The organism is Streptomyces sp. NPDC058045 (assembly GCF_042885635.1).
Classification (GTDB): domain Bacteria; phylum Actinomycetota; class Actinomycetes; order Streptomycetales; family Streptomycetaceae; genus Streptomyces.
Genome location: NZ_JBHVRR010000007.1, coordinates 102,515 through 118,540 on the forward strand (window position 1 = coordinate 102,515; position 16,026 = coordinate 118,540).

Below are 16,026 nucleotides of genomic sequence, written 5' to 3' on the forward strand. Positions count from 1 at the left end.
GGACTCCGATGATGCTACCCGCCGGTAATAAGAGCAACCCCCGCAGCCCAGAGTGTGAGCAGGCCTACGCGGCCCCCCGAGCCTCGGTACCCTTGCGCGCATGTACGGCTACGACCAGAACCCGGGCGCCGGGCAGGGGTATGCGGCACCCCAGCCGCCGCCGCAGCCGCCCGGTGGATACGGGCAGCCGCCGCCGCTCTATCCGGAGCCGTCGCCGCCGTCGCTGGCGGAGGCCGTGCGTGCCTTCACCACGGGCGCCCTCGCCGCCGAGGACTTCCAGCAGATCTTCGCCACCGCCAAGGTCTACTGCCCCCGCGGCGACAACCCGGGCTTCCTTGCCCTGCACAACACCCAGCAGCCGGTCATCCCGATGTTCACCTCCCTCAAGGAGCTGCGCCGGTACGCGGGCAAGGAGTCCAAGTACTTCGTGATCACCGGCGCCGAGGTCATCGACCTGCTGCCCACCGGGTACGGCTTCGTCCTCGACATGGAGGGCGAGCACCGGATGGTCTTCGACGCCAAGGCCGTGGAGCAGATGGTCGACTTCGCGATGCGCCGCATGTACGGCTGAGCCCTCCTCGTTTCCTCTCTCCCGGCTTTTTCCTCTCTCGGCGCCCGCAGGGAATGTCCTGCGGGCGCTCTTCGTTGCTGCGGGGGTAGCCGAAAGTTCTACTTTCAACTAAAGTCGACGCAGGAGGTGGCGACCATGCCCGCAGTAACCGTTGAGAACCCGCTGACCCTGCCCCGCGTGGCAGCACGCACGGACGCCCTGCCGCGCCCGGTGCTCACCGTGACCACCGCACCGCAGGGCTACGAGGGCGAGGGCTTCCCGGTACGCCGCGCCTTCGCCGGCATCGACTACCGGCACCTCGACCCGTTCATCATGATGGACCAGATGGGCGAGGTGGAGTACGCGCCCGGCGAGCCCAAGGGCACCCCCTGGCACCCGCACCGCGGCTTCGAGACCGTCACCTACATCATCGACGGCACCTTCGTGCACCAGGACTCCAACGGTGGCGGCGGCACCATCACCAACGGCGACACCCAGTGGATGACGGCCGGCAGCGGCCTGCTCCACATCGAGGCCCCGCCGGAGGAACTCGTCGTCTCCGGCGGCCTGTTCCACGGCCTCCAGCTCTGGGTCAACCTCCCCGCCGCCGACAAGATGAAGGCCCCCCGCTACCAGGACATCCGCGGCGGCCAGGTGCAGTTGCTGACCACCACCGACGGCGGCGCCCTGCTGCGCGTCATCGCCGGTGAACTCGACGGCCACGACGGCCCCGGCATCACCCACACCCCGATCACCATGATCCACGCCACCGTCCGCCCCGGCGCCGAGGTCACCCTGCCCTGGCGGTCCGACTTCAACGGCCTCGCCTACGTCCTCGCCGGGCGCGGCACCGCGGGCCCCGACCGGCGGCCCGTGCACACCGGGCAGACCGCCGTCTTCGGCACCGGCTCCTCGCTCACCATCCGCGCCGACGAGACCCAGGACGCCCACACCCCGGACCTGGAGGTCGCCCTCCTCGGCGGCCGCCCCATCCGCGAACCGATGGCGCACTACGGGCCGTTCGTCATGAACACCCGGGAAGAACTGCAACAGGCCTTCGACGACTTCCAGAAGGGCCGGCTCGGCACCATCCCCGCCGTGCACGGCATGTGACAGCCCGTCACCCGCGCGGGGGCCGCCGGAGTGCCGGCCGGCCCCCCGCGTGATCGGGTGGCAGGGTGCCGCAACCCTCCCCTCCGCCCGAGCCCCCGACCCCCGAACCCCCGTCAGGTCCCGGCGGACCGGGGGCTTCCGCCGCTCCGCTCCCGACCGGGAACGCGGGCCGGCCCCTGCTGCCGGAGGCGGTCCTGCGTACCGCGGCCTGGTGCGGGGCGATCCTGCTGGTGGCCGGGGTCCTCGGTCTCGGCGTCTGGCTCTGCGTCGTTCTCAAGACCGCCGTCACCCCGCTTCTGCTCGCCCTCCTCGGCACCGCACTGCTGCGGCCCCTGTACCGGCGGCTGATCGCGGTCCACGTCCACCGCTCCCTCGCCGCGGGCCTCACCTGTGCCGCCGTGGTGGCCGTGGTCGGCGGCGCCACCTACATCGTGGTGCGGGCCCTGGTGGACACCGGTGACCAGATCATCTCCTCGCTGCGGCACGCCGCGAAATCCCTCAGTGTGCACTTCGGCGCGGCCGGCACCTCCCTCGACGATCTGGCGTCCAACTCCCGTGAGCTACTGGGCAAGTTCGGCGGTACCGCTGCCTCCGGAGTGATCAGCGGCATCAGCGTCGTCGGCGAGACCATCGCCGCCGCCGTCCTCGCCCTGCTGCTGGTCTTCTTCTTCCTCCGCGACGCCCCGCACGCCGTACGCGCCCTGCGCTCGGTCGCCCCCGGGCGCACCGGCGAGACCCTGGAGGCCATGGCCCGCCGCGCCTTCCGCGCCGTGGAGGGCTTTATGCGCGGCACCACCGTCATCGCCCTCATCGACGCCCTCTGCATCACCATCGGCCTGCTCATCCTGCGGGTACCGGGCGCCGTCGGCCTCGGCGCCCTGGTCTTCGTCGGCGCCTACATCCCCTACCTCGGGGCGTTCGTCTCCGGCGCGGTCGCGGTCCTGGTGGCGCTGGCCGACCGCGGGTTCGCCATCGCGCTCTGGGCCCTGGGCGTGGTGCTCGCCGTACAGGTACTGGAGGGGCATGTGCTCCAGCCGGTGATCCAGAGCCGCACCGTCCAGATGCATCCCGCGGTCGTCCTGCTCGCGCTCACCGCCGGGGCCTCCGTCGCCGGAATTCTCGGTCTGCTCCTCGCCGTCCCGCTCACCGCGGCGGCCTTCGGAGTGATCGCCGAACTCCGCACCCGCGTCTGAGCCGCTCAGCCCTCCCGCTCCGCCAGCTCGAACCAGATGCACTTGCCCTCGCCCTGTGGGGCCACGCCCCAGGTGTCGGCGAGGAGTTCGGTGAGGATCAGACCGCGGCCCGAGGAGGCCAGCTCCCCGGGGCGGCGCTTGTGCGGCAGCTCATCACTGCCGTCCGCCACCTCCACCCGCAGCCGCCGCCCCCGCTCGTGCTCCTCGGCCCCGGTCAGCGTCACCTCGGCCACCAGCAGCGCGTCCTCGTCGGTGTGCACCAGCACATTGGTCAGCGCCTCCGACACCAGCAGTACGGCCGAGTCGACCTGCTCCCCGTCGGCCCAGTCATGCAGCAGCTCCCGCACCTGCTGGCGGGCCCCCGCCACCCGCTCCGGGTCGTCCTGGGCGACGGTCAGCGCGATCCGACGGGCACCGGAGACGGGACGGCGGGGCGCGGTCCGGCTGAGCAGCAGGACCGCGATGTCGTCCTCCCGGCGATCGGCGAGCGGCCCGGTGAAGTGGTGCGAGGACGGCCCGTGCACCGCCTGCACCAGGGAGTCGGCCAGCTCCTCCAGATCGTCCGCGCCATGCTCCTGGAAGACCTCCCGGATCCGGAGCCAGCCGGTCTCCAGATCGTGGCCGCCGGTCTCGATCAGACCGTCGGTGCACATCAGCAGGGTCTCGCCCGGATCCAACTGGAAACTCGTCGTCGGATAGTCCGTGTCCGGATCCACCCCCAGCGGCAGCCCGCCCGCCGTCGGCCGCAGCACCACCGTCCCGTCCGCCAGCCGGATCGCCGGCTCCGGATGGCCGGCCCGCGCTATCTCCAGCACCCCGCTGCCCGGGTCGACCTCCACATACAGGCAGGTGGCGAAGCGGGTGTCGTCCGGATCGGGGGCGGTCGCGCCGGCCGGGCCGCCGTCGGAGGAGCCCTGCACCACGGAGTCCGCCATACCGGCGAGGAAGCGCCCGGCGCGGGCCAGTACCGCGTCCGGGGGGTGGCCCTCCGAGGCATAGGCACGCAGCGCGATCCGCAACTGCCCCATCAGGCCCGCGGCCCGCACATCGTGACCCTGCACATCCCCGATGACCAGCGCGAACCGGCCGGAGGGCAGCGGAATCATGTCGTACCAGTCGCCGCCGACCTGGAGGCCGCCCCCGGTCGGCACATAGCGGGCGGCGGCGCTCATGCCCGGGATACGGGGGCCGAGCGTCGGCAGCATGGAGCGCTGCAAACCGTCGGACAGCTCGCGCTCCGACTCGGCGGCGCCCGCCCGGGACAGCGCCTGCGCCAGCATCCGCGCCACGGTGGCCAGTACAGACCGCTCATCGGGGGTGAACGCGACCGGGTACGCGAAGGACGCCATCCAGGCGCCCAGGGTGCGGCCGCCCACGGCCAGCGGCAGATACGCCCAGGACTGCCGCGGATAACGGCTGATCAGCGGCCAGCTCTCCGGGAAACGCCGCTGGTACTCGGCCCGGGAGTTCAGGTAGACGGCGCGGCCGCTGCGCATCACCTCCGCCGCCGGATAGCGGTCCGCCACCGTGAAGTCGCTGAACAGCGCCAGGTCGTCCGCGCTCTGCCCGCGGTGGCCGATCACCGTCAGCCGCTCGCCCTGCACCCCGAAGACCGCCAGACCGTCCGGCGAGAACCCCGGCATGGACAGCCCGGCGGCGACCCTCAGCACCTCCTCCGTGGACGCCGCCTCCGCCAGCGCCCGCCCCGCGTCCAGCAGGAACGCCTCCCGGGAGCGGTGCCAGTCACCGATGACGGGGGTGGGGGCCGCCGCGTCCGGGCCCGGCTGGGTGACCTCCTGGAAGGTGCCGAACAGCTCGTAGCCGTCCTCGTAGTTCGCGCCCGCCACCGGTCGGCAACGGGTGCGGACCACGCGGATCTGCCGGCGCCGGCCGTCCAGCACCCGCAGCCGGGCCTCGGCGAGGGTGCCTTCGACCAGGGCGAGTTGCAGCACATCGTCGATCTCGCCCCAGTCGACCGGGTGGAAGCAGGCGCGCATCGCGGCCTCGGTGAGGGACTGGCCGTGGGCCGGCAGACCGCACAGCCGGGCCGCCTCCGCGTCGAGATGGATCCGGCCGGTGCCCGAGTCCCACCGCCATACGCCGATGGCGAGATCGCCGAGGATCGCCGCCAGCGGCGGCAAGGAGAACTCCTCGGCGGGCCGGCTGGGATCGTCGGTGCGCATCGTCCCACTGTAGGAAGCGGCTCCGGAGAGCCGCCACCGAACAATCCGGCAGGCGATCCCGGCGCTGACGGTAACCTTGACGGGTCTCTCCCGCACCACCCACCCACGGTCACCGACCTCTGACGCGAAGACTGGATGAACGACGATGCATCGGTACAGGTCCCACACCTGCGGCGAGCTCCGCGCCTCTGACGTCGGCAGTGACGTCCGGCTGAGCGGCTGGCTGCACAATCGCCGAGACCTGGGCGGCATCCTCTTCATCGATCTCCGCGACCACCATGGCATCACCCAGCTCGTCGGCCGCCCCGGCACCGCCGCCGCCGAGACCCTGGACAAGCTCTCCAAGGAGACCGTGGTCCGGATCGACGGCAAGGTCGTCTCCCGCGGCGCCGAGAACGTCAACACGGAGCTGCCCACCGGCGAGGTGGAGATCGAGGCCGCCGAGGTCGAGGTGCTCGGCGAGGCCGGCCCGCTGCCCTTCACCATCAACACCGAGGACGGCGTCAACGAGGAACGCCGCCTGGAGTACCGCTTCCTCGACCTGCGCCGCGAGCGGATGCACCGCAACATCATGCTGCGCAGTGCGGTGATCGCCTCGATCCGCTCCAAGATGGTCGCGCTCGGCTTCAACGAGATGGCGACGCCGATTCTCACCGCCACCTCCCCCGAGGGCGCCCGCGACTTCGTGGTGCCCTCCCGGCTGAACCCGGGCAAGTTCTACGCCCTGCCGCAGGCCCCGCAGCAGTTCAAGCAGTTGCTGATGATCTCCGGCTTCGACCGGTACTTCCAGATCGCGCCCTGCTTCCGCGACGAGGACGCCCGCGCGGACCGCTCGCCGGGCGAGTTCTACCAGCTCGATGTGGAGATGTCCTTCGTCGAGCAGGAGGACGTCTTCCGGCCCATCGAGAAGCTGATGACGGAGCTGTTCGAGGAGTTCGGCGGCGGCCGCCACGTCACCTCGCCGTTCCCCCGCATCCCGTTCCGCGAGGCGATGGCCAAGTACGGCTCGGACAAGCCGGATCTGCGGGCCAAGCTGGAGCTGGTCGACCTCACCGATGTCTTCGCGGACTCCGGGTTCAAGGCCTTCGCCGGCAAGCATGTACGGGCGCTGCCGGTGCCGGATGTCTCCGGGCAGCCGCGGAAGTTCTTCGACCAGCTCGGCGAGTACGCGGTGGAGCAGGGCGCCAAGGGCCTGGCCTGGGTGCGGGTCGCCGAGGACGGTTCGCTGACCGGCCCGATCGCCAAGTTCCTCACCGAGGAGAACGTCGCCGAGCTGACCAAGCGGCTCGCCCTGGCCCCCGGCCACGCGGTGTTCTTCGGCGCCGGCGAGTACGACGAGGTCTCGAAGATCATGGGCGCGGTCCGCGTCGAGGCCGCCAAGCGCGCCGGCCACTTCGAGGAGGACGTCTTCCGCTTCTGCTGGATCGTGGACTTCCCGATGTACGAGAAGGACGAGGAGACCGGCCGGATCGACTTCTCGCACAACCCGTTCTCCATGCCCCAGGCCGGGATGCAGGACCTCCTGGAGAAGGACCCGCTGGACATCCTGGCCTGGCAGTACGACATCGTCTGCAACGGTGTGGAGCTGTCCTCCGGCGCCATCCGGAACCATGAGCCGGAGATCATGCTCAAGGCCTTCGAGATCGCGGGCTACGACCGGGACACCGTGGAGCACGAGTTCGCGGGGATGCTGCGCGCGTTCCGCTTCGGCGCCCCGCCGCACGGCGGCATCGCCCCCGGCGTCGACCGCATCGTGATGCTCCTCGCCGACGAGCCGAACATCCGCGAGACCATCGCCTTCCCCCTCAACGGCAACGCCCAGGACCTGATGATGGGCGCCCCCACCGAACTGGACGAGGCCCGGCTGCGGGAGCTCAACATCCAGTTGCGCAAGCCGGTGGCGGCGAAGACCGCGGCGGCCGAGCGAGTGGACAAGGCGGTCCGCCCGGAGTAATCCGCCGCCCCCGCGTTTCACGTGAAACAACCCCCGGTCACCAAGTGGTGACCGGGGGTTGTCGCGTTCCGCCCGCCCCGGTCAACGCCGAGGCAGGGATGGTCAGTTGGCGGCCTTCTCTTCCAGGCGGGGGAAGAGGACGGCGCCCTTGGTGACGGTGCTGCCGGCGGGGAGGGTGCCCCAGGCGGCCGCGGAGTGGATGGGCTGCTCGGCCAGGGCACCGAGGGCCGCTTCCGCACCGAGCGAGTCCCACAGCTTCTGCGAGGTCTCCGGCATCACCGGGTTCAGCAGGATGGCCACCGCACGCAGCGACTCGGCCGCCGTGTAGAGGATGGTCGCCAGCCGGGCCCTGCCCTCGGCGGAGTCGTCCTTGGCGACCTTCCACGGCTCCTGCTCCGTGATGTAGCCGTTGACCTGCTTCACGAAGTCGAAGACGGCGAGGATGCCGCCCTGGAAGTCCAGCTCCTCCCCGATCCTGCGGTCGGCTTCGGTGACCGCCCTGGCCAGGCCGTCCTTGATCGCCTGCTCCGCCTCGCCGTCGGCGGTGGCCGCCGGCAGTTCGCCGCCGAAGTACTTGCCGACCATGGCCGCCACCCGGGAGGCCAGATTGCCGTAGTCGTTGGCGAGTTCGCTGGTGTAGCGGGCGGAGAAGTCCTCCCAGGAGAAGGAGCCGTCCTGGCCGAAGGCGATGGCGCGCAGGAAGTACCAGCGGTAGGCGTCGACGCCGAAGTGCGAGGTGAGGTCCTGCGGCTTGATACCGGTCAGATTCGACTTGGACATCTTCTCGCCGCCGACCATCAGCCAGCCGTTGGCGGCGACCCTGCCGGGGAGCGGCAGGCCGTTGGCCATCAGCATGGCCGGCCAGATGATCGCGTGGAACCGGAGGATGTCCTTGCCGACGAGGTGCACATCGGCCGGGAAGGTCTGGTCGAACTTCGCCTGGTCCGCGCCGTAGCCGACGGCGGTGGCGTAGTTGAGCAGGGCGTCGATCCACACATAGATGACGTGCTTCTCGTCCCAGGGGACCTTGACGCCCCAGTCGAAGGTGGAGCGGGAGATCGAGAGGTCCTGGAGGCCCTGGCGGACGAAGTTGACCACCTCGTTGCGCGCGGACTCCGGCTGGACGAAGCCCGGGTTCGCCTCGTAGAACTCCAGCAGCCTGGGGCCGTACTCGCTCAGCTTGAAGAAGTAGTTCTCCTCCTTGAGGATCTCCACCGGCTTCTTGTGCACGGCGCACAGCTTCTGGCCGGCGAACTCGGTGCCCGCCACGCCGTCGATCAGATCGCCGGGCAGCTTGTACTCCTCGCAGCCCACGCAGTACGGGCCCTCGTAACCGCCCTGGTAGATCTCGCCCTTGTCGTACAGGTCCTGGACGAACTCCTGCACCCGGTCGGTGTGGCGCTTCTCGGTGGTGCGGATGAAGTCGTCGTTGGCGATGTCCAGATGCTCCCAGAGGGGCTTCCAGGACTCCTCGACCAGCTTGTCGCACCACTCCTGCGGGGTGACCCCGTTCGCCTCCGCGGTGCGCATGATCTTCTGACCGTGCTCGTCCGTGCCGGTGAGGTACCACACCTTCTCGCCACGCTGACGGTGCCAGCGCGTGAGCACGTCGCCTGCGACGGTCGTATAGGCGTGGCCCAGGTGAGGAGCGTCGTTCACGTAATAGATGGGGGTGCTGACGTAGTACGTCGTCCCGCTCTGCTTCTCGGATCCAGTGGCCGCCATGGTCGAAATCCTACTGGCCCGCGGAAGATCCACTCACCTCGGTTACCGACGGCGCACGGCCGGGCCCCGGGGTGCGGGGCCCGGCCGTGGCGGGCTGGGATGGTGCTCAGGCGGTGCTCAGGGGCGGGGCCGCCAGGTGCCGAGCAGGCCCTCGTACAGCTCGGCGTCGGTCAGCTCGCGCGGGGTGGGGCCGGCGTGGAAGAAGGCCGCGTTCTCGGCGGTCAGCTTCCGCAGATAGTCGAAGCCCTTGGCGTCCTGCGCGCCGAACGCCACGAACTGGAAGAACAGCGGGAGCCGGGCCGCGGCGGCGAGCGCCTCGGTGGCCGGGCCGCGGGTGTCGGGCGGGCCGTCGGTCTGGAACACCACCAGGGCGGGGCCGGTGGCGCCGGACTTCTCGTAGTCGGCCACGACCTCCTCGACGGCACGGTGGTAGCTGGTGCGCCCCATCCGGCCGCAGGCGGCGTGCAGTTCGTCGATCCGGCCCTCATGGGAGTCGAGGGTCAGCTCGCCGCTGCCGTCGATCTCGGTGGAGAAGAAGACGACCCGCACGGTGGCCTCGGTGTCGAGATGCGCGGCGAGCGCCAGCACCTGCTCCCCGAGGCTCTGCGCCGACCCGTCCTTGTAGTACGGGCGCATCGAGCCGGAGCGGTCCAGCACCAGGTAGACCCTGGCCCGGGTGCCGGTGAGGTCCTGCTTCCGGAGCGTGGCCCCGGCCGCCTTGTACGCGGCGGCCAGACCGGGCGCCCGCCCCTTCACCTTGGCCCCGGACACGGCGGGGCGCTCGGCGGCGGTCTCGGCCTCCGCCTCGGCGGGCTCTGCCTCGGCGGAGACGGGCTCCGGTTCCGCGGGAGCGGGCTCCGCCTCTGCGGGGGCGGTCTCGGTGGGCGTGGGCTCCGGCTCCGGTACGGCTTCCGCTTCCGGCACGGCTTCCGGTTCCGGTGTGGCTTCCGCTTCCACCTCCCGTGTGGCTTCCGCTTCGGCCTTCGGCGCCGGTGTGGTCTCGGCGGCTTCGGTCTTGACGGGCTCCGGCTCCGCCTTGGCGGCGGTCTCGGCCTCTGCCTCCTCGGCCTCCGTGGTGGCCGGCTCGGGCTCGACGGCTTCCGGTTCCACGGCTTCCGGCTCGGCCGTCGCGGTCGGCTCGGTCACCGTCGCTGCCGTGGGCTCCGGCGTCGGCTCGGCTTCGGGCAGGGTGACGGTCGCCCTGATCACCGTCTCCGTGGCGACGGCCTCCGACTCGACCTCGGGCTCCGGCTCGGTCACCGTCTCGGGCGCCGCGCCTGCTTCCGCCTTCGCCTCGGTCACCGGCTCTGCCTCCGGCTTGGCGGGTGTGTTGCCGGCGCCGGGTTCCAGCTCCGGTTCCGGTTCCGGTTCCAGGGCGGATTCCGGTTCCGGGGCGGGGCGTGGGGTGGGCCTGGTGGGTTCGGGGCGGGTGGTGGGGTCCGTCGGCTTGGGGACCGTGACGCGGTCGAAGGCGGCGGTGACGAGTTCATGGTCGTCGTGGGCCGGCTTGCGCAGCGGGTCCTGCTCGCGGGAGGGGCCGGGTACGCGCCCCGTGGCGTCGGCCGGCTTGGGCTCGGAGGCGGGTGCCGGTACGACCGCCTCGGCGGAGAGTGCGCGCTCCGCCGCGGTGGGCCGGGCGTCGGTCTCCGCCGGGCCGGGCTCCGCGGCGTCGGCGGGGACGGGTGCCGCCTCGTCCCGCGCCTGGGGCACGGAGGGGTCGTCCGGTGAGTTGCCGCGGCCCTTGCGCGACCGTTCGAACGCATCCCGTAGGCGACTGAGAATGCCCATCTACGCAATCCTTAGCGTGAGTTGTTCCGCTGATCCCTGGCCAGGGCGGACACGTAAGGTTAGCCGCCACTGGGAGTGATCTTCGGAAGGGTCCATCGCCGTACCGGCCCTGTACGCACCCGCGCGCCCCCCGGGTGCGCCGACTCGCCCCTCCGGACGGGGGTGGAGACCGTTCCCCCCGGCCGTCCCGACCGCTGTCTACGCCGCCGGTGCGCGTCCGCCCCGGCCGCGGCCGGGGCGGCGCGGGACCCGGTCCTGGACGGCCTTGGCGGCGCAGGCCCGGGGGCCCCGGGACGGGATGTGGACGGCGGGGACGGACCCGGGGCGGCGTTCCAGCCAGTCCCGGTAGACCGGTGAGGCCCGCGCCACCTCCCAGTACGCCTCCGCCAACTCCCCGTAGGCCGCGTCGAGTTCGGCCTCGCTGCGGGCGGCGAGCAGAAGGCGGACGCCGATCGGGTCGCCGTCCATGGGGCGGATCGCGAGTTCGGGGCGGGGGTGCGAGGTGGGCTGGATGACGGTGACCACCTCGCCGGTGGCGACCAGGGAGAAGGCGGTGAGGTAGTCGCCGTGCAGCAGTTCCGGTTCGATTCCGGCGGCGCGCAGGACCCGGGTGAGGGCCTCCCACTCGCCGTCCACGGTGGAGTCGATCATCCAGCGGTGCCCGGCGAGTTCGGCGAGCCGCACCTGCGGGCGGGCGGCGGCCGGATGGTCCGCGGGGAGGGAGACGAACTGCGGTTCGCGCTCCATCAGGACCCGGGTGCGCAGCTTGTGCGGCACCCGCAGCGGGCTGCCCTCCACCTCGTGTACGAAGGCGAGGTCGAGCTGCCCGCCGTCCACCATCCGCAGCAGGGAGTTGGCCGACACATCGGTCTGGAGGGTGGGTTCGGTGCGCGGTGGGCGGGCGCGGAGTCTGCGCAGCCAGCCGGGCAGGGCGCGGCTCGCGGTGGCGCCGATGCGCAGTTGGACGCCGGCGGTGGCGCGGGCGGCCGCGGCCCGGGTGTCGGAGACCAGGTCGGAGAGTTCCGCGATCAGGGGCCGGGCGCGGCTGAGGACGGCGTGGCCGAGCGGGGTGGGGCGGCAGCCGGTGCGTTCCCGGGCGAACAACTGGCCGCCCAGGGAGTGCTCGATACGGCGTAGCTGAGTGCTCAACGAGGGCTGGGCCATACCGAGTTCGCGTGCCGCCTTGTGCAGGCTGCCCGTGTCGGCGATGGCGCACAGCACCCGCAGATGCCTCACCTCCAGCTCCATGGCCCGAGGGTAAGGCTGCTGACGGCCTCGGCACCAGGCGGTTAAATGGCCATGAACCAGCATGAGTTGAGTGGTGATAGGGCGCTGCTATCCCCAACTGCCATCATCCGCCGGGCTGGTGGGCTCCCCATACTCCTCAGTAACCGATCGTTCTCCACCCCACGCCGGAACGATAAGGAGCCCCACCCATGCACTCGTCTGCGAAGAAGCCCAAACGGCTGCTGTCCCTCGCGCTCGGCCTCGGCCTGGCCACCGCCGCGCTCGGCACCGCCGTACCCGCCTCCGCGCAGACCCCGGTCCCCGACGCGGGCCAACGGCAGGGCTACGCACAGGGATCCGGAGAGTACGCGGGCTCCGGTGAGAGTGCCCAGGCCAACAGGGCGTTCTTCGAAGCGGTACTGAAGTCCGTGGTGGAGAAGCGGGCGGCGCACCCCGGTCTCAAGACGGTCACCGTCACCTACGACCCCTCGGGCGCACCTAGCTTCGCCTCCCAGATAGCGGGCGCCGCGCAGATCTGGAACAGCGCCGTCTCCCATGTGAAACTCCAAGCCTCCGCCGGCGGCGGCGACTTCGCGTACTACGAGGGCGACGACCCCCGCGGCTCGTACGCCTCCACGGACGGGCACGGCGGCGGCTACATCTTCCTCGACCACGCGCAGAACCAGCAGTACGACTCGGTGCGCGTCACCACCCATGAGACCGGTCATGTGCTGGGTCTGCCGGACCACTACGAGGGTCCGTGCAGCGAGTTGATGTCCGGCGGCGGACCCGGCCCGTCCTGCACCAACAGCCAGCCCGACGCCAACGAACGTGCCCAGGTCGACCAGTTGTGGGTCAACGGGCTGAAGAAGGCGGTGGCCGAAGTGCGTGCGGCGCACCCCGCGCACTGAATCCGCCCCACCTGCTCCGGCCTTTCCCGTCTGCCACCCCCCACCCGGTGCCGCACCCGCCCAGCGGGTCGCCCCACCGGACCCGGGCGGCGGGAAAGGCCGGCTCCATGCCGGCCGTCCGGGCCGGCGTACCAGGACTCCGCACCGCCGAGCCGACGGGCGGTGCGGGGGTGGCCGGCCGCGGCCACCAGGAAGCCCGGGTCAGAAGTGTGCGCGCATCGGATCCGGGGTGGCCGCGGCCCGCTCGGCCCGCCGGTCGCGGTGCCGTCGTGCGGCATGTCCCGCGCACCAGGTCGCGGCGGCCACCGTGAGACCGGCCGCGGCGATCACCCAGGCCGTGGTCAGCAGCGGGTCGGTCAGCGCGTCGTAGACCGAACCGGCCGCGGCCCGGGACACATCGGGCGGCAGATCCGACAGGGCCAGCCGGCGGCCCACCGAGACGGCGCCCGCCAGCAGCACCGCGCCGAGCGCCATACCGAGCGCGGTCGCCGCCACCGCGCGCCGCCGCCGCAGCGACAGCAGGATGCCCCCGACGGCGAAGACGACGGCCGCCACCGGCAGCCAGGGGCCGAGGGCCTGCAACATGTGGAACCCCTTTCGCAGCCCGGCGAATTCACGCGGGCGCAGCACGGTGATGTGGGTGTGCTCGACGGGGATGCGCTCCGCGAAGGGCACCCCGTCCGCCAGCAGCCGGCGTTTGACCTGCTCGGTGACGGGCGCCAGGTCGACACGGACCGCGCCGTCGCCGCCGCCGTGTTCGGTCAGGGCGCTCCGCACCACGTCGTGCGCGGCGCGGTTGGCGGTGGTCCAGGCGGTGCGGTAGGTGTCGGTGCCGGTGAAGGAGCGCACCGCCTGCCGGACGAACTCCTCGGTGCGCTGCCGGTGCGGGCCCGGCTCCAGCTCGGGCGCGATCCCCGCGGTGACCGCGTCGGTGACGGCGCCCCGGACCGCGGGTTCCGAGGCGAGCGGCGCCATCGCGGCCACATAGCGGTCGGTGTCCGCGATCTCGTACGTCACCCAGGCCGAGAGGGCGCCCAGGGGCAGCAGGCAGCAGGCGACGGTGAGGCACACCGCCGCCAGGACGCTGCGGGCGCGCACGGCGGGCGGGCCGTGGGCCGGGTCGGGGGGCACCCCTCCAGGCAAGGCCCCCGGACCGCGCTCCGCGATTCGGGGGCGTGCATCAGAGGGCTACCGCCGGGTCACGGACGGTTCTCCAGCCGCGGTGCCGCTTCCCGCCCGGCGACCGCTTCCCGGGCGCGCTCCCGGTCGCGGGCCGCTGCTGCCAGGGCGGGCCGTGCGGTGGCGGCCTCGTCGGCGTCGGCCGTCGTCATGTACGAGTGGTAGTACACCGCGACATAGACGCCGAACGCCACGATCAGGGAGAGGAGCACGTTCCACAGCAGGCTGGTGTTGGACAGGCTGTGGATCCAGCCCATGGCGATCCCGGCGAGGGACGCCCAGGCCAGTGCGCGGGGCCCGCTGTGCAGGCGGGGCGAGACGAGGTGCAGCGCGAACAGGAGCACGGCCAGCGCGATGCCGCTGACCAGGCCGAGGACCCAGTTGGCGGTGGTGATGGCGTGGGCGTCGCGCTCCACGGCGGCGGTCCAGAAGCCGTAGGAGACACCGATCAGGAACGGCAGCAGCACCGCGGCCGGCCCGGGCCGGGTGCCCCCGGCGGTGTGCGGACGGCGGGTGCGCGGGGCGGGTGCCGCGTGGGCCATGAGGGGCTCCTCTCTCCTCGCCCCGCCGCGACTCCGAGCGGGGTACGGCCCCCGGGTTCCCCACCGCACCGCCGTCAAGCCCTCGCCGCCCGCACGCTCATCGCCGGGCGCGCAAGGACCGGGGTACGGGACCGGGGTGCGGGCCGCGGTGGGCCGTGCTTGGCTGGAACGGGCCTCGCGGACCGGGCGGTCCCGCGAGGAGACACCGCCGAGGCCCGGAACGGCAGCCGGGAGGGCGGCGAGTGGCTGAGGAGCACGGGTCATGAACCGCTTCCGGCGTGCGGTGGGGCGGGGCGCCGGTGCCCGCGGCCCCGGGAGGTCCGCCGCGCCTCGCCGGTACCGCCCGGACCGGCCCGTTCATCAGGACTACGCGGACTACGGGGACCTGGCCCCACGCCAGCGGGTGCTGCGGGTGCGCGGGAGAAGCGTGGCCTGGGTGCCGTCGCTGGTGCTGCTGATGGTGATCACCTACGTCGACTACAACACCTCGGGGCAGTTCCGGGTGCTGTCCTGGATCGCGGTGGTGCCGGGGATCGCCGCCGCGCTCTGCGGGGTGTGGACCACGGCCGCGTTCTCACTGCTCACCGTGATCACCTACATCGAGTCGGACTCCGCCTGGCCGCACCAGTACCGCACCGGGCTGCCGGACTTCATCCTGGTCGCCGCCGCGGGGCTGCTGTCCACCGCGGCCAGTTGGGTCCGGGTACGCAGCGAGCGGCGCCAACTGCATCTCGCGGACGTCGCCGAGACCACCCGCCGTACCGTGCTGCGGCCGCTGCCGCCGGGGTGGGGCGGGATCGAACACGCCGCCGTCTACCTCGCCGCGGACAGCGAGGCCCGGGTCGGCGGCGACTTCTACGACATCCAGCCGGGCCCGTACGGCACCCGGGTCCTGCTCGGCGATGTGCAGGGCAAGGGCCTGGGGGCGGTCGCCGCGGCGGCGGCGCTGCTCGGCACCTTCCGCGAGGCCGGATACCGGGACCGGGGCCTGCCCGAGGTGGCGCGCAGCCTGGAGGACCTGATGCGCCGCCACCACGGGTACATGGCGCGGCTCGGCGACGAGGACGACGACCGGTTCGCCACCGCGGTACTGCTCGGCTTCCCGCCCGGGGAGCGGGACGGCTGGGTGGAGCTGGTCAACTTCGGCCATGAGGCGCCGCTCGCGGTGAGCCCCGGCCGGGTCCGGGCCCTGCCCTCCGGCGACGGTCTGCCGCTCGGCCTCGGCGGCCTCACCGACCGGGGCCCCGTGGTGCACCGGGTGCGGCTGGCGCCGGGCGAGACGATCCTGCTGGTCACCGACGGGGTGACGGAGGCACGGGACGGCGGCGGGGAGTTCTTCCCGCTGCGGGAGCGGGTGACCGAGGCGGTGACGGCCGATCCGGCGGCCGCGGGACCCGCCCCGCTGGTCGCGCTGGTACGGGACGGCACCCTGGCCCACTGCCACGGCCGCCTCGCCGACGACACCACCGTGTTCGCGGTACGCAGCGGCGGCGGGGGCCGGCGCTGAACGGCGGGCGGCCCGCGCGCAGGTCTGTACGGGCAGGTCAGTAAAGTGCCGCGGGTCCCCCCTCAACCCCGCCCGGGCCGTCGACCGGCACCCGGCCGAACCCCGCGAGGTACCCGCGTGGCACCCGACTCCCCTGCCCGGGAACCCGACCGGG

12 protein-coding genes are annotated in these 16,026 nt (G+C 72.4%); 6 read left to right on the top strand and 6 right to left on the bottom strand.

The genetic code is table 11. The annotated features are described in order from the left end of the window. Nucleotides 1-100 precede the first annotated feature (100 nt). The 3 genes from ACFVST_RS06935 to ACFVST_RS06945 all read left to right on the top strand — a co-directional run bounded on the left by ACFVST_RS06935 (nucleotide 101) and on the right by ACFVST_RS06945 (nucleotide 2,856). The gene (locus tag ACFVST_RS06935) at nucleotides 101-571 is read left to right on the top strand and encodes an SseB family protein (protein WP_390147618.1); all 471 of its coding nucleotides are present in this window, start codon (nucleotides 101-103) and stop codon (nucleotides 569-571) included. Between the two features lie 135 nt (nucleotides 572-706). Then, on the top strand, nucleotides 707-1,663 hold the full coding sequence (locus ACFVST_RS06940) for a pirin family protein (protein WP_390147620.1): 957 nt from the start codon (nucleotides 707-709) through the stop codon (nucleotides 1,661-1,663). 176 nt (nucleotides 1,664-1,839) lie between these two features. After that, complete coding sequence (locus tag ACFVST_RS06945; protein ID WP_390147721.1) at nucleotides 1,840-2,856, top strand: AI-2E family transporter; 1,017 nt, start codon at nucleotides 1,840-1,842, stop codon at nucleotides 2,854-2,856. A gap of 5 nt (nucleotides 2,857-2,861) precedes the next feature. On the opposite strand, the gene ACFVST_RS06950 is transcribed toward ACFVST_RS06945, so the two are convergent. Further along, nucleotides 2,862-5,039: a SpoIIE family protein phosphatase gene (locus tag ACFVST_RS06950; protein WP_390147622.1), complete on the bottom strand. Its 2,178-nt coding sequence runs from the start codon at nucleotides 5,037-5,039 to the stop codon at nucleotides 2,862-2,864. 145 nt (nucleotides 5,040-5,184) lie between these two features. Between ACFVST_RS06950 and aspS the strand changes: the two genes are divergently transcribed. Beyond that, nucleotides 5,185-6,993: an aspartate--tRNA ligase gene (gene aspS / locus ACFVST_RS06955; RefSeq protein WP_390147624.1), complete on the top strand. Its 1,809-nt coding sequence runs from the start codon at nucleotides 5,185-5,187 to the stop codon at nucleotides 6,991-6,993. A 102-nt stretch (nucleotides 6,994-7,095) separates the two neighbouring features. Here aspS and metG read toward each other — a convergent pair whose 3' ends face one another. The 3 genes from metG to ACFVST_RS06970 form a co-directional block, all read right to left on the bottom strand. After that, complete coding sequence (gene metG / locus ACFVST_RS06960; RefSeq protein WP_390147626.1) at nucleotides 7,096-8,718, bottom strand: methionine--tRNA ligase; 1,623 nt, start codon at nucleotides 8,716-8,718, stop codon at nucleotides 7,096-7,098. Nucleotides 8,719-8,835: 117 nt separating this feature from the next. Continuing rightward, the gene (locus ACFVST_RS06965; protein ID WP_390147628.1) at nucleotides 8,836-10,506 is read right to left on the bottom strand and encodes a VWA domain-containing protein; all 1,671 of its coding nucleotides are present in this window, start codon (nucleotides 10,504-10,506) and stop codon (nucleotides 8,836-8,838) included. A 198-nt stretch (nucleotides 10,507-10,704) separates the two neighbouring features. Continuing rightward, nucleotides 10,705-11,754: a LysR family transcriptional regulator gene (locus tag ACFVST_RS06970; protein ID WP_390147630.1), complete on the bottom strand. Its 1,050-nt coding sequence runs from the start codon at nucleotides 11,752-11,754 to the stop codon at nucleotides 10,705-10,707. A 188-nt stretch (nucleotides 11,755-11,942) separates the two neighbouring features. Between ACFVST_RS06970 and snpA the strand changes: the two genes are divergently transcribed. Continuing rightward, nucleotides 11,943-12,644, top strand: a complete 702-nt coding sequence (gene snpA / locus ACFVST_RS06975; protein WP_390147632.1) for a snapalysin — start codon at nucleotides 11,943-11,945, stop codon at nucleotides 12,642-12,644. A 201-nt stretch (nucleotides 12,645-12,845) separates the two neighbouring features. Here snpA and ACFVST_RS06980 read toward each other — a convergent pair whose 3' ends face one another. Continuing rightward, nucleotides 12,846-13,775: a hypothetical protein gene (locus ACFVST_RS06980; protein WP_390147634.1), complete on the bottom strand. Its 930-nt coding sequence runs from the start codon at nucleotides 13,773-13,775 to the stop codon at nucleotides 12,846-12,848. Nucleotides 13,776-13,843: 68 nt separating this feature from the next. Then, complete coding sequence (locus tag ACFVST_RS06985; protein ID WP_390147636.1) at nucleotides 13,844-14,365, bottom strand: hypothetical protein; 522 nt, start codon at nucleotides 14,363-14,365, stop codon at nucleotides 13,844-13,846. A gap of 262 nt (nucleotides 14,366-14,627) precedes the next feature. Here ACFVST_RS06985 and ACFVST_RS06990 point away from each other — a divergent pair, with 262 nt between their 5' ends. Continuing rightward, a complete protein-coding gene (locus ACFVST_RS06990; protein WP_390147637.1) occupies nucleotides 14,628-15,872 on the top strand; it encodes a PP2C family protein-serine/threonine phosphatase in 1,245 nt (414 codons plus the stop codon). The last annotated feature ends 154 nt before the right edge of the window (nucleotides 15,873-16,026 follow it).

What these genes read in the sequence shown, in the direction of transcription:
- metG (WP_390147626.1), bottom strand. Translation starts at nt 8,718, where the DNA reads ATGGCGGCCACTGGATCCGAGAAGCAGAGCGGGACGACGTACTACGTC.
- ACFVST_RS06940 (WP_390147620.1), top strand. Translation starts at nt 707, where the DNA reads ATGCCCGCAGTAACCGTTGAGAACCCGCTGACCCTGCCCCGCGTGGCA.
- ACFVST_RS06965 (WP_390147628.1), bottom strand. Translation starts at nt 10,506, where the DNA reads ATGGGCATTCTCAGTCGCCTACGGGATGCGTTCGAACGGTCGCGCAAG.
- aspS (WP_390147624.1), top strand. Translation starts at nt 5,185, where the DNA reads ATGCATCGGTACAGGTCCCACACCTGCGGCGAGCTCCGCGCCTCTGAC.
- ACFVST_RS06970 (WP_390147630.1), bottom strand. Translation starts at nt 11,754, where the DNA reads ATGGAGCTGGAGGTGAGGCATCTGCGGGTGCTGTGCGCCATCGCCGAC.
- ACFVST_RS06950 (WP_390147622.1), bottom strand. Translation starts at nt 5,039, where the DNA reads ATGCGCACCGACGATCCCAGCCGGCCCGCCGAGGAGTTCTCCTTGCCG.
- ACFVST_RS06935 (WP_390147618.1), top strand. Translation starts at nt 101, where the DNA reads ATGTACGGCTACGACCAGAACCCGGGCGCCGGGCAGGGGTATGCGGCA.
- snpA (WP_390147632.1), top strand. Translation starts at nt 11,943, where the DNA reads ATGCACTCGTCTGCGAAGAAGCCCAAACGGCTGCTGTCCCTCGCGCTC.
- ACFVST_RS06990 (WP_390147637.1), top strand. Translation starts at nt 14,628, where the DNA reads ATGAACCGCTTCCGGCGTGCGGTGGGGCGGGGCGCCGGTGCCCGCGGC.
- ACFVST_RS06985 (WP_390147636.1), bottom strand. Translation starts at nt 14,365, where the DNA reads ATGGCCCACGCGGCACCCGCCCCGCGCACCCGCCGTCCGCACACCGCC.